We start from the raw sequence: 12,821 nt of genomic DNA, 5'->3' as shown, positions 1-12,821 counted from the left end.
TCACTCATGAACTTTTCTCATGATTCACAGCGCGCTGGAGGCACGATGTTCAGTCTCAGACGGCTCCGTCTGCTGCGGGAGGTCGCAGCGCGCGGCAGCCTGGCCGCCGCCGCTTCCGCTCTGGGCCAGGACCCGTCCTCGGTCTCCCACCAGCTCAAGCTCCTCGAATCCGAGGCCGGCGCGGTCCTGCTCGAGCGCGTGGGGCGCGGAGTCCGCCTGACCGAGGAAGCACAGATCCTCGTCACCCGCACCGAGGCGGTCCTGCGCGAACTCGAGGCCGCGGAGGCCGAGATCGCCGAGGTTCGACATCGAGTGGGCGGCACGGTTCGCATCGCCGCCTTCCAGACGGCCCTGCACACGATCGTGCCCGGCGCTCTCGCCCGACTGGCCGAGGATCATCCCGACCTCACGGTCATCACGACGCATATCCGCACCGAGGATGCCGTCCCGGCGCTGCTCGCCCGAGATTTCGACCTCGTCCTCCAAGAGGACTATCCGTCGCGACCCGCCCGCCGTGGCGAGGGAGTCGAGACCGAGGTGCTCGGCGACGACGAACTCTGCCTCATCACTGCCGACACCAGCGGTGCCGATGCCGCGTCACCGGGCCTCGCCGCGTGCGCCCACCACGTCTGGGCCATGGAGCCAGCCGACACCCGTGCCGGGCACTGGTCGCGCGCCGAATGCCGGCGAGCAGGCTTCGAACCCGTGGTGCACACCGAGTCCTCCGATATCGTCCTGCTCGTCCGCCTCGTCTCTCTCGGCCTCGCTTCGGCGCTGGTTCCGCGCATGTCGCTGCGGGCCGCCGCGGCAAGCACGGGCATCGATCCTGTCGCGATCACGACGAGCAGACTGCCCGAACCTGCGAGCAGGCGCGTCTCGACGGCGATTCGCCGCGGCAGCGCCCGGACTCCGCGGATCATCGCCCTGCGTGCAGCTCTCGCCGCTGAGTTCGCCGCGCTCTGAACATGCGGCCGTCGCTGAGTTTTGAAAGTTTTGTTCACGAGCGGACCCCACTGGGATTTCGCCATCATCGCCAGCGCGGCCGGGGCGCCGGAAGCGGGACAGACCACCTTCCCAGAGGCCCCGAATACACCATCTGACCTGGATGGATGACGAACTGCAGAATCCGACAGGGCAACTTTGGATCTGGCGGTACAGGCGCCCGAACGCTCGCCCTCGAAGGCGACGACAGCAGAAGCTGTTGACGCTCAAACTTCACCCGCGATACTGTCTAGTAACACCCCGCAGTAACTTACGTCACACGCTGATGCCGACCATGCCGTCGGTGATCAAGGAGGATCAATGAAGTTCCGCAATCCCAGCCTGGTCCGCAGGCTCTGTTCATCTCACGCCGGCCGCATCGCGATGGTCGCGATTCCCACCGGCGTCGTCTCAGCCATGCTCATGGGCGGGGTGGCTCAGGGCGCAGTCCCGGTCTCGTTCGCCATCTCCGGCACTCAGTTCAAGATCACCTCGTCGCAGCTCGAGGGAACCGGCTTCTCCCAGTACAGCGGAGTCGCCAAGGACGCCGACGGCGGCGAGCACGCCGTCGTCACCGCGAACATCAAGGACGCGACCCTGGAGAACCTCTGCCAGTCGGCAGTCCAGGAGACTCCGCTGGGCAAGGTGGGCATCCTGATCAAGGCCGGCGGAAACGGCACCCCCGCCTCGGCGAAGGACCTGCAGATCGGCATGACCGGGCTTGAGGGCGACGCGGAGTTCAAGAACATCCGCATCGGCGTCGACGCCTCCGATGTCAACACGAAGGAAAAGGGAAGCAAGGGCGACTTCTCGCAGGACGCCGACACCGTGTCGATCAAGGACCTCAAGCAGGACTCATGGTCGACCACGGCTTCGGTCTTCACGCTCAAAGATATGAAGCTGAAGCTCACCGACGGATCTGAGACGTGCGGCTGATGAAGGACTCAGCAGCCAACGGGCAGCCGACCGATGAACGGGAGGTCGCCGAACAGGAGGCCACCGTGCAGAAGACGAGCCTGCTTGCGCTGTCCCGGCGGTCTCGACGCGCCGATGAGCAGAGTGACCACCTCGAATCCGGCGTCGAGACGGCAGAATTCGCCGTCCCGACGCCGGAGACGGGGGATGCTGACAGCAGCGAGGAAGCCGAGATGAGCGAAGGCGCCGCGAAGCGCCGAGGATTCAAGCATTGGCGCCGCCAACGCCCCTTCATCGGAGGTGTGCTTGCAATCCTCGGAGGAATCGAACTCTTCTTCTCCGGACAGCTGGACCTCGGCAACATGCAGATCCAATTCGGCATCGAAGGGCTGCAGGCGACGGTCATTCCGATCGCCATCGTCGTCCTCGCCCTGCTGTCGATCTTCCGGCCAACGCACCATGTCTTCTACGGGATCATCGGTCTCGTCCTCGCAGTCTATTCACTCATCGGAGTGAACCTCGGCGGGTTCATCATCGGCATGCTGCTGTCGACCATCGGTGCGATCCTCGTCATCGCCTGGATGGGACCGCGCGAACCGAAGGAGCCCGAAGCCGCTGAGGGGGAGACTGCATGAGGGCACCCAGCCGCCGCACGGCCACAATCCTGGCGGCAGCTGTCCTGGTCCTCCCGACGACTCTCGGGGCGGGATCGGTCACAGCCGCCCATTCGTCACCGCTGTGCTCACTCGTGGGCACCTGCGATGACGAGGACTCCGACAAGGCCAAGGACCCCGCACCCGCGGGAAGTCTGTCGCCGGGAATGCCGGTGAAGCCGAGTGACCCGCCGACCTCGGATCCCACGGTGCCTGCTCCGGGCCCCAAGGATGAACCGGGCGAAGAGCCGACGGAGGAGCCTTCGGACGAACCCACGGATCCGGGTGGCCTGGGACTCGATGAGCCCAGCGACGACCCGACCGAGGACGAGGATTCGGACGAGGACGAAGACTCGGACGAGGATTCGGAAGAAGAGGGCAATGGGGAGTTCCCCGCGGACGCTCAGCGAGATGACAACGCACCGATCTTCACGAAGACTCCGGCTGCGATGGGCTCGGAATCGCTGTCGTTCAAGGGACTCAAGGGAATCTCCTTCGTCTCCGTGCCCACCGCCGACGGCGGAAGCATAGTGACGCTGAAGATCCAGGCCGACGAGATCTCCATCGACGGGTTCTCCTTGACAGTGAAGCCGCCAGATGAGGACCAGGGGCTGGTGACCACGGCCGACACGATGACGCTGAAAGGCGATGTCACCGTGTACATCGGTTCGATCACCGCCACGACAAAGGACGGGAAATCACTGACCCTGGGTCCGGAGACGCCGCCGCCCATGGACGACGTCGAACCGGGGTTGCTGCGAGTGACGATGGGGCTCGTCGGCTCAACCGCCGATGGGATCTACTACACGAACACCGATCAGAAGCTCAAGGAAGCCTGAGCCGGCAGTTCCGGCCGACCATCGGGTTTCGGTCGATTTGAACGAGGCCGGCAGAACGAGGGAAGGCCGCGGTTCAGTCCGCGGCCTTCCCTCGATCTGTCATCGACTGCGCACCGCTCACCTTGTGCTGAGTCGCCCGTTCAACGTGTCCTGTGCCGCCAGTTCACCTTGCACGTAGGAACTCGACGAAGGCCCGCGCAAGGCTCCGACCGCTGTCGACGAGCGCTCCATCTGCGGCTCTCACCTCAGCGACGATCGAGTCGACGGTCTTGCCTGCCGGCAGCGCGAGGTCGTTTCCGTCGAGCCAGTTCGCGATCTGGGCCGCGTCGGTCTCGGGGTGGAACTGCGTTCCCCAGGCGAAGCTGCCGACGCGGAATGCTTGGACCGGGGCGTCCGTGCCCGTGACCAGGAGGTCGGCCCCATCGGGCAACGCCATCTCCTCCTGGTGGAAGAGCACGGAGGGCAGGGATCGGTTCGCAAGTGAGCCGAAGACCGGATCGGCTTCCCCCGCCGAGGTGGCTTGCAGTTCGTAGATCCCGATCTGCGGGTGCGTGCGCCGGGAGATCGGAGCACGAGCCGCGAGCGCGAGCATCTCCCCGCCGAGGCAGATGTTCAGGCTCGGAAACTCGCCCGCGATCGATCGACCCAGCAGCTCCCTGACCTGAGGGAACCAAGGGTTGTCAGCGTCGTCGCTCGGGCCGGCAGAACCGCCGAGGGCGATGAGCGCATCGAACGCGCCGCCGTTCTGCGGGCCGAGGTCGGTCGGGATCTCCTCGCCGAGGTATGGCCGGGCCACGACCACCTCGGCGCCGGCCTCTTCCAGCCACCCGCCGAACCGTCGGGGACCGGTGCCGCGTTCGTGTTCGATGACGAGGATCCGCACAGTGCTCATGGTGCCATTGTCACCCATCGGCGCGCACCGCTTTTCCGACCCCTTGCATCTGACATTGTGGCAGGTGAGTAGATGGTGTGGACGACGAAGGAGTGGGGACGTTGAAGATCGGTGACTTCTCTCGGCTCGGGCAGGTGTCCGTGCGGATGCTGCGCCATTACGAGTCGCTCGGACTCCTCATTCCCGAGGCGGTCGATGAGTTCACCGGGCATCGACGCTACGGTGCGGGGCAGCTGACGCGGCTCAACCGCATCATGGCGCTCAACGCCCTCGGCATTCCGCTCCGGTCGATCGCCGGACTGCTCGACTCGGAGCTGAGTTCGGATGCACTGGTCGAGATGCTCCACCGTCGTCGTCATCAGCTGCTGGCCGAACAATCGGCGGCAGTCGCTGCGCTGGCCGAAGTCGATTTTCGGCTGGCCCTCATCGAAAGGACGACCATGGACCACCCAGACTGCATCATCAAGGACCTGCCCCCGGAGAGGATCCTCGGACGCACGGCCCTCCTCGGCGAACCGCCGTTCGATACGTCCGAGATCGGTCCGCTGTTCGACTCTGTGGCCGACGCGATCACCGAGACGGGAGGAGAGCCTGCCACGGCGGTCGGCGTCTACTCCGAAACGGAGTCGGGGACCGAGGTCACCTGCGGATTCCGCACCAGCACTCCAACAGCAAACAGCACCTCCGCGGGCGGGGACAGCGGCATCGACGGCGACAGGGACAGCAGCAGTGGACCCGAGCTCGAGACCACCGAGCTGCCGTCGTGCACCGCGGCGACGCTCGTCCACGAAGGTCCGATGAACCGGATCGGCGCCAGCTGGCAGCATCTGGCCGAATGGTCCCTCGCTCAGGGGTGGGAGCTCGTCGGACCATGCCGCGAGGTCTACCTCGAAACCGGTCCCGACTGGATCGTCGAGCTTCAACAGCCGGTCATCCGATAGCGGAGGCGCTTTGCTCGCTCATTCAAGGCGAAGCGGACCCATCGACCGGAGCACGGTTCGACAGATGCGCTTCGCCTTGAACGACGTCGGAGTCGTCGCGATCGCGGCCCCGGTGCCAGCCCTGGAATTACCGAGCGTCCACGGCTGTGGAAGCGCCCAGCCCAGCGGCGGCAACGACCTTCTTGCGCAGGGCGAGGAAGAACAGGACGAGGCTGACCGACAGAGCGATGTGGCCGAGTCCGGCGATGCCGGCGATCATGGCGTTCGACTCCTCGCCGAGGACAGTGAGTGAGCCGTGCCAGATCATCATGCCGACCGTGAGGGCGATTCCGACGTTGTAGAGCCAGAAGAACCACGAGAACAGTTTCGACCCGGACAGTCCGAACAGCTTGTCCAGCGCGAGGACGAGGAGCATGACGATGAAGCCGAGCGTGAGCAGGTGGGTATGGACCACCGCGAGCTGCGTGAACTCGCCCTCGGGGAAGTCGTTGGCCTTGGTGAACTCGCGGTAGAACAGTCCCGCGAGGACTCCGATGATCATGTACGTGAATGCTGCATAGAATGATTTCTTCATGCTTCCACTTCATCAGGATCTGCGCCCCCATTCCTGACCCGCAAGATTGAACTCCACACCCAACTTTCGATTGATGTTCGGCCTCACACGCTCAGAAGCCCCGATTTCGCGCGGTTGAACAGGGCTGTAGGGTTAGCCTGAAGACATGTCCATGGAGAACCTGTTCGCGAAGATCGACCGCATCGCCGGCGGCAAGAAGGCCGGCATCCTCGTTCCGCCGAGAGGTCTGGAACTGCCGAAGACGGAACGTGCCTTCGCCTGGATCACCTGGCTGCTCGTGTTCGAACTCGTCCTCGGCTTCGGGGCCGTCGTCTACGCGATCATCATCGCCCGCGCCGGTGAGCCGGTTCCCTTTGCCGTGTGGATGCGCACGGTCGTCGTCTTCGGCATGACCGTGACTCTCTTCTACTTCTTCTGGCGCGCAACCAAGGGCTTCTACTGGGGCTACCAGCGTCTGCGCCTGTTCACGCAGATCTTCCCCGTCATCACCCTCGTCATGGCCGCGATCCCAGGCCTCTACCCGGTGTGGATGATCACCGAGCAGATCGTGTTCAGCCTCGTCATGATCGGCGTCGGCGATTTCCTCACCGGCGACCACCTGCGCGAGGTATTCAGAAAGCCCGAGGACTGAGCAGCTGCCCCCTTTGCTGGCTCCTCGGCCTACTGTCCCCCTTGCCGGCTCCTCGGCCTACTGTCCCCCTTGCCGGCTCCTCGGCCTACTGTCCCCTCGGCCCCTGATGAGGATCGCCGAGGCGACCGCCGCCCTCCCCTTACCCGGCGAGGAGGCCGTTCACCCGGCAAGGAGGCGGCTCACCCGGCGACGAGGCGGCGCGCCTCCTCCTGATGGGTCGCAATGAGGGCGTCCTTGTCGAGTTCGACTCCGTCCGCGCCGATGGCGCTGCCGTCGATGACCCGCCACCGTCCGCCGACCATGACCCGGTCGGCTTTCTCGGCTCCGCAGAGGACGAGCGCGGGGATAGGGTCGTGCGATCCGGAGAAGGCGAGGCCGTCGAGGCGGAACATCGCGAGGTCGGCCTGCTTGCCGACGTCGATGGTGCCGATGTCGTCGCGGCCGAGTGCGGCCGCCGATCCCTTCGTCGCCCAGTCGAGGACGCGGCCGCAGGTGACCGCCTCGGCGCCGTAGCGCAGACGTTGGATGTAGAGAGCCTGACGAACCTCGCGGATGAGGTTCGAGGCATCGTTCGACGCGGATCCGTCGACGCCGAGTCCGACATTGACGCCGGCGTCTTCGAGTTCGACGGCACGGGCGATGCCCGAGGCCAGCCGCATGTTCGAGGTCGGGCAGTGCGCGACGGACACCCCCGCGGCACCGAGACGGCCGATCTCGGAGGCGTCGAAGTGCACACCGTGCGCCAGCCAGGTCCGCTCCCCCAGCCATCCGACGGATTCGAGGTAGTCCACAGTGCGCATTCCGAAGGTTTCGCGACAGAAGTCCTCTTCGTCGATGGTCTCGGCCAAGTGAGTGTGGAGGCGGACATCGAGTTCTGCGGCCAGGCCGGCGCTGTCGCGCATGAGTTCGGTGGTCACGGAGAACGGCGAGCACGGGGCGAAGCCGATCTGGATCTGAGCACCCGCTCCTCGTTGGTGATAGGCCTCGACGAGGCGGCGGGAGTCGTCGAGGATGACATCTGAATCCTGGACGGTCTGCTGCGGCGGCAGCCCTCCGTCCTCCTGGCCCAAGGACATCGACCCGCGGGTGAGCATGGCGCGCATGCCGAGTCTCCGGACGACGTCGACCTGGATATCGATGGCTTCGTCCATGCCGGTCGGGAACAGGTAGTGGTGGTCGGCGGCGGTCGTGCAGCCGGATTCGAGCAGCTCGGCCATCGCCACGGTCGTGGCGAGTTCGAGGGCGCGCGGGGTCAGTCTCGCCCACACCGGATAGAGGTTCTGCAACCACCCGAACAGCGGCAGATCCGCGACGGGTGCCCATGCCCGGGTGAGCGTTTGGTAGAAGTGATGATGGGTATTGATCAGCCCGGGAGTGATCACGTGTGCGGAGGCGTCGACGATTTCGAGGGCCTCGGCGGTCCCGCTGGTCCCGCCGCATGTGGGCTCGCCACCTGCAGGGACGAGCTCGACGATGGTCCCTGTGTCCCGGTCGATGACGATTCCGCGCGCCGCCTGGTTCGAATCGGCACCGGCACCGAGGTGGACGGCCAGCGGATCGCGCAGCCAGATTCGGTCTGTCGGAGAGTTCCCCGGCAAGTGGCAGTTGCCCGATGGGCGGTCTCTCCCAGTCAGTGAGCTTCCTGCTGCCGAGGAGTTCCCTGCTGATGGTATGCCGGTTTCGTTGATGTCGATCATCGTGTCGCCTTTCAGGTCTTGAACCGTACGCGTCGAACGCGCACTATTGATCAATGGCGACAGAACTGGGGCCGACGCCACCAGCTCAGGTTTTCCGGCGTCTGCTGCTCCGCCGTTCGGTATCTCATCGGTCATCCCCGACTGTACCCACTGGCCGGTGGAACGGTACGATGATCGAGAACCATCGAACTGAGCGAACGATCAGTAGATTGCCGAGGCATGAGTACACGACACTTGTGGACTCTAGCATGTGCCGCGAGTCACAAAAATGACTTGCGGGCGAAATGGTATTCCTTTAGAGTTTTGCGATAAGGAAATATCCTTTCGCATAACGAAAACATGCAACCGATTCCTCGGTCGTACTGGTACCCGCTCGCACGCCGAACCGGCCGCTGAGGTCGGCAAGTCACAGTGAGGTCTTCGCCCCGAGGACGTACTCAATGGAGAGATAGATGTCGGTATCCCATCAATCACCCAGCAGCGACCGCAGCTCGGCGGCCGGAAGCAAGCCGGCCCGGCCGGAGGACGAACGGCTTCCGGTCGGCAGCTCATTCGCCTACGGGCTGCAGCATGTGCTCACTATGTACGGCGGGATCATCGCGGTTCCCCTGATCATCGGCAATGCCGCCGGCCTCGATGGCAACGGCATCAGCCTCCTCATCGCCTGCTGTCTCTTCATGGGCGGTCTGGCGACGATCCTGCAGTCGGTCGGTGTGCCGTTCTTCGGCTCGCAGCTGCCTCTGGTCCAGGGCGTTTCGTTCGCCGGCGTCGCGACGATGACGTCCATTCTGGCCGGGGGCGGAGGCCTGCCTGCCGTCTTCGGATCGGTTCTGGTCGCCTCGGTGATCGGCCTGATCGTCGCCCCGGCATTCGCACTCATTGTGAAGTTCTTCCCGCCGGTGGTCACCGGCACGGTCATCACGACGATCGGCCTCTCACTCATGCCCGTGGCCGCAGGCTGGGCCATGGGAGGGGACGCCGAGGCGGCAGATTACGGCAGCGCCCGCAATATCCTCATCGCCGTGGTCACCTTGGCCATCGTGCTCATCCTCAGCCGGATTCCCGTCGCCGTGATCTCTCGCCTGTCGATCCTGTTGGCCATCGTCATAGGCACCATCGGCTGCCTCATCTTCGGCTGGGCCGATTTCTCCCATGTGCTCGACCGCGGCATCTTTGCATTCCCCGAGCCATTCGCCTTTGGTATGCCAACCATCTCGGCTGCGGCGATCATCTCGATGTTCATCGTCATCATCGTCACCTTCGCCGAGACCACTGCGGACATCATCGCCGTCGGCGAGATCGTCGATTCGAAGGTCGATTCCAAACGCATCGCTTCGGGCCTGCGGGCTGACATGCTGTCGTCAGCAGTCTCGCCGATCTTCAACTCGTTCACTCAGTCGGCTTTCGCACAGAACGTCGGCCTCGTGGCGATCACCGGCGTGAAGTCGCGCTTCGTCGTCACAGCCGGCGGTGTGATCCTTGTGATTCTCGGACTGCTGCCGGTGATGGGCGGTGTCGTCGCTGCGGTGCCGACACCGGTTCTCGGCGGCGCGGGCATCGTCCTGTTCGGTACGGTCGCCGCTTCGGGAATCCGCACGCTGTCGAAGGTCGAGTACGAGGGCAACCTCAACATGATCATCGTCGCGGTCTCGCTGGCCTTCGGCATCATCCCGGTCGTCGAGCCCGACTTCTACAACGCCTTCCCGGAGTGGGTCGGCATCATCCTCCACTCGGGCATCTCCTCGGCCACACTCATGGCAGTGCTGCTCAACCTCGTCTTCAACCACATCGGTGCGCGGACGAAGGACCGTTCGGACCGTTCAGTCTTCGTGGCCGGCACCGGACGAGTCATCCGCAAAGAAGAGCTGCAGCGACTCATCGACAACGAGGCCATCCTCACCGAAGGCGACACCGTCAAGAACGGGAAGATCGTCGACTGCAACGGAGAAGAGATTCCCGTCGTCACCGAAAAGCAGCACGAGAAGGTCATCGACGCCACTCAGAAGGGTGAGGTCAGGACCCAAGACGACGTCCGCCGCCTCATCGCCGCGGACGAAGACTAGAGAGACCTCTCGGCCACGGCCGCCGTCTGGAGGGACGATCGGCCAGGGCATCGTGCAGAACTGAGCTGCTGTCAGAACGGGGGCGGATCCTCCGGCTCCCAATAGACATCCCAGCTCGGTTCCTGGGCGGCCCTCGATCGCTGCGACCGGCGAGAGTTCTCCTTCCCTTCGGCCGGGGTGAGATCGGCTTCCGAGGTCGAACACAGTGCTGAGCCATCGGGCGGTGCGGCGCCGGGCGCTGAACCACAGGGTGCTGAACCATCGGGCGCTGTGTCACTGGGCGTCGCGTCGATCGTCCCATCGATTACCGTGTCGCCCGCCGCGGAGTTCAACACGTCCTTGCTCCCAGTAGTCGGGACACACTCGTCCCCTCGTTCGGAAACGCGGGATGGATCCGTGGTCTCGATTCGCCCCGCTGGGCTCAAGGATCCGTTGTCGCGAAGCTGTTCCGTGTCGCCGGGGACCCGCTCGTCAAGCAGATTCGGCAGTTGGGCATAGTTCTCCACCTGTCGAGAATGTTCGGCATTGATCGGGTTGTCCGGCGGGTACATCTTTGCGACAACACCCCTGGTGAAGGCATACTCCACCGCCCCATCCTCGGTCATTCGGATCGAGAACCTGCGGTCGGTCTTCGCCTGGTGATCAGGTTTGCAGATTGGGTGGAGGTTCTCGAACGTCGTCTGACCGCCCCGGGCGGGATCGGCATGGTCGAAGGGGATGATGTGGTCGACTTCCGAGGTCTCCGCCCGGCGGGTGCAGCCTGGAGCAGAGCAGGACTGCCACTTACCACTCAGAGGGGCCCGAACATCAGCAGGAATGTAGTAGCTGCGTGAGCGGGCATCAATCGGCGTCCCGGAAGCGGGATCGGTGAGGATCCGATGCCAAGTGGGACTCTCACCTGCGAGAGCCCGTGCCGCTGCTGGCGGCACCGGGGTACCGTCCGAGAACGTTCCGGGCAGCTCCGATCTGCCCACCGCGGTGAGATACGGAACCGTCACCATCATCTTCGCCTGCTCCCGCACCCACTGTCCGTGGGTGGGCATGACGAGCTTGATGGTGGTCTTCACATCGACGTCTGTGCTGGCGACCGATTCCGCTTCGCGCTGAGCTGCCTGCACGGTGCGGTCGACCGCTGCTGCGGTGATGGGAGCCGTCGGGTCGGTCTGGTCGGCAGCCTCGAGAGCGATCTCGTTGGTGGAGGTCTCTCCAGTCGTGGTGTCGTGCGTCGTCACGGCGATAGCCATCTGCGGGGTTGCACGTGTGGCGATGTCGAACATGAGGGCGGCGATGCTGTCCTGATCGGCGACTTCGAGTCCTGCGGAGCTTCCCTCGGTGAGTGCCGAGATGTTGCCGCTGCGAATCGCCCGAGCGAACGCCTCGATCCGCAGGTAGAAGGCGTTGAGTTCCACGGCAGGTCCCGACAAAGTCACCGAGGCGGTGCCGTCAGGATAGGTCATGATGTCGACTCTGCGACGTCTCTCCGCCAGTTCGACCCGATCATCGACGGGCACGAGCGCCGCAATCTTCAGATTGAGTGACTTCTTGAAAGTCTCCAAGGTGATGTCGGCGCGGCGGTCACCCAGGTAGGCATCGAGTCGGGGCAGATACTCGAAAGCGACGTCCTTGATGACCCGGGTAGCTGCGAGCACATGCTCGATCGTGAACTCACCGGCGAGGCACCGCTGCAAGAACTTCGGCAGTCCGAATGCCAAAGTGACCGCGCTGGTGATCTCGTTGTAGGCGCCGTCGCTGGTCGAGCCGAGGACCGTGGTCAACTCGGCGATCTCTTCACGCGTGGCGAGGTCGTGAACCCAGCTGTTGAAAGATTTGTGCAGTCCGAACTTGGGGAAATTCGGAAGCGGCTTCGCCGGCGGCTGCTGGGGATCACTGGCACCGGAGACTGCATCGATGGCGTCTTCCGAATCAATAACGTCTTCCGATTTGCCGTCGTCTTCGGTAGAAGCGTCTTCAGAAAGGACCACTTCATCTGAATCAGCATCCTCATCGGACGTGGAAGTGTCCTCTGACTCGGCGTCATCCACGGCATCCTCGGCACTATCTGCGCGGCCAGCATCCTCGTCGGCATTATCCGCGAGGCCCGCATCCTTGTCGGCACTATCCGCGCGGCCAGCATCCTCGTCGGACGCGTCGAGAGCGGGACCGTCGAGGACGAAGCCGGTGGATGTCCAGGGGTCCACGAAGTCGTCCTCTTCGGGCAGCAGACCGTCACGCGCCGTGATGAAGCGACCGGCCGTTTCGGTGAATGTCGCGTGGTAGTAGATCTCGCCGCCCTCGGCGTAACGGAGCTTCTCAATGGCATCGGACAGAAACAGACCGGCGACGGCCTGGAATTCTGCGAGTCGAACGCCTGTGCTCAAGCGCGCAAGGCTGACGACCACGGCCATCGGCGAGTCGGGGTCGACGTCGAGACGACGGGGTGAGTCGGGGCCGACGAGCGGCGCCTCAGGTGAAGACGCAGAATCGGCCGAAAGCGCGGAGGAATTGGAGACTGCTTCATTCGAGGCAGGCTCGAGACCACTGCTGCTCGGATCCTGAGGATCCTTCATCGGACTCGCCGCCTTTCACATCGATGTGAATGCCTTGGTCCTATTCTACTGCAGAAGAGAATCAATGA

Annotated in this window: 11 protein-coding genes; 7 read left to right on the top strand and 4 right to left on the bottom strand. The window is 64.2% G+C overall.

Features of this window, described 5'->3' with window-relative positions; translation table 11 throughout:
* The first annotated feature begins 45 nt into the window (after positions 1-45).
* The 4 genes from EB835_RS03725 to EB835_RS03710 all read left to right on the top strand — a co-directional run bounded on the left by EB835_RS03725 (position 46) and on the right by EB835_RS03710 (position 3,388).
* Complete coding sequence (locus EB835_RS03725) at positions 46-963, top strand: LysR family transcriptional regulator (protein WP_135808111.1); 918 nt, start codon at positions 46-48, stop codon at positions 961-963.
* A gap of 339 nt (positions 964-1,302) precedes the next feature.
* A complete protein-coding gene (locus EB835_RS03720) occupies positions 1,303-1,917 on the top strand; it encodes a DUF6230 family protein (protein ID WP_135808110.1) in 615 nt (204 codons plus the stop codon).
* A complete protein-coding gene (locus EB835_RS20400) occupies positions 1,917-2,531 on the top strand; it encodes a DUF6114 domain-containing protein (RefSeq protein ID WP_205749859.1) in 615 nt (204 codons plus the stop codon). Before EB835_RS03720 ends, EB835_RS20400 begins: the two co-directional genes overlap by 1 nt.
* Positions 2,528-3,388, top strand: a complete 861-nt coding sequence (locus EB835_RS03710) for a hypothetical protein (protein ID WP_135808109.1) — start codon at positions 2,528-2,530, stop codon at positions 3,386-3,388. The genes EB835_RS20400 and EB835_RS03710 overlap by 4 nt, the downstream gene beginning before the upstream one ends.
* 163 nt (positions 3,389-3,551) lie before the next feature.
* Here the strand turns inward: EB835_RS03710 and EB835_RS03705 are convergent, their stop codons facing one another.
* Complete coding sequence (locus EB835_RS03705) at positions 3,552-4,280, bottom strand: type 1 glutamine amidotransferase (protein ID WP_135808108.1); 729 nt, start codon at positions 4,278-4,280, stop codon at positions 3,552-3,554.
* A gap of 101 nt (positions 4,281-4,381) precedes the next feature.
* On the opposite strand from EB835_RS03705, the gene EB835_RS03700 reads away from it, so the two are divergent.
* Entirely contained in the window at positions 4,382-5,221 is an 840-nt protein-coding gene (locus EB835_RS03700) for a MerR family transcriptional regulator (RefSeq protein ID WP_135808107.1), read from the top strand.
* 127 nt (positions 5,222-5,348) lie between these two features.
* Here the strand turns inward: EB835_RS03700 and EB835_RS03695 are convergent, their stop codons facing one another.
* A complete protein-coding gene (locus tag EB835_RS03695; protein WP_135808106.1) occupies positions 5,349-5,795 on the bottom strand; it encodes a DUF2871 domain-containing protein in 447 nt (148 codons plus the stop codon).
* A gap of 145 nt (positions 5,796-5,940) precedes the next feature.
* Between EB835_RS03695 and EB835_RS03690 the strand changes: the two genes are divergently transcribed.
* Positions 5,941-6,426: a hypothetical protein gene (locus tag EB835_RS03690; protein WP_135808105.1), complete on the top strand. Its 486-nt coding sequence runs from the start codon at positions 5,941-5,943 to the stop codon at positions 6,424-6,426.
* 179 nt (positions 6,427-6,605) lie between these two features.
* Here the strand turns inward: EB835_RS03690 and EB835_RS03685 are convergent, their stop codons facing one another.
* A complete protein-coding gene (locus EB835_RS03685; protein WP_135808104.1) occupies positions 6,606-8,123 on the bottom strand; it encodes an 8-oxoguanine deaminase in 1,518 nt (505 codons plus the stop codon).
* 452 nt (positions 8,124-8,575) lie between these two features.
* Here EB835_RS03685 and EB835_RS03680 point away from each other — a divergent pair, with 452 nt between their 5' ends.
* Positions 8,576-10,186, top strand: coding sequence for a nucleobase:cation symporter-2 family protein (locus EB835_RS03680; RefSeq protein ID WP_135808103.1), 1,611 nt, complete (start codon positions 8,576-8,578; stop codon positions 10,184-10,186).
* A gap of 71 nt (positions 10,187-10,257) precedes the next feature.
* Here the strand turns inward: EB835_RS03680 and EB835_RS03675 are convergent, their stop codons facing one another.
* Positions 10,258-12,753, bottom strand: coding sequence for an HNH endonuclease signature motif containing protein (locus EB835_RS03675; protein WP_135808102.1), 2,496 nt, complete (start codon positions 12,751-12,753; stop codon positions 10,258-10,260).
* Between the last annotated feature and the right edge of the window lie 68 nt (positions 12,754-12,821).

Origin of the sequence: Brevibacterium sp. S22 (assembly GCF_004745485.1) — a bacterium.
In the GTDB taxonomy this organism is placed as follows: domain Bacteria; phylum Actinomycetota; class Actinomycetes; order Actinomycetales; family Brevibacteriaceae; genus Brevibacterium.
Note: the sequence above shows the minus strand (reverse complement) of the source record. Positions and strands in the feature narration are given on the sequence as shown.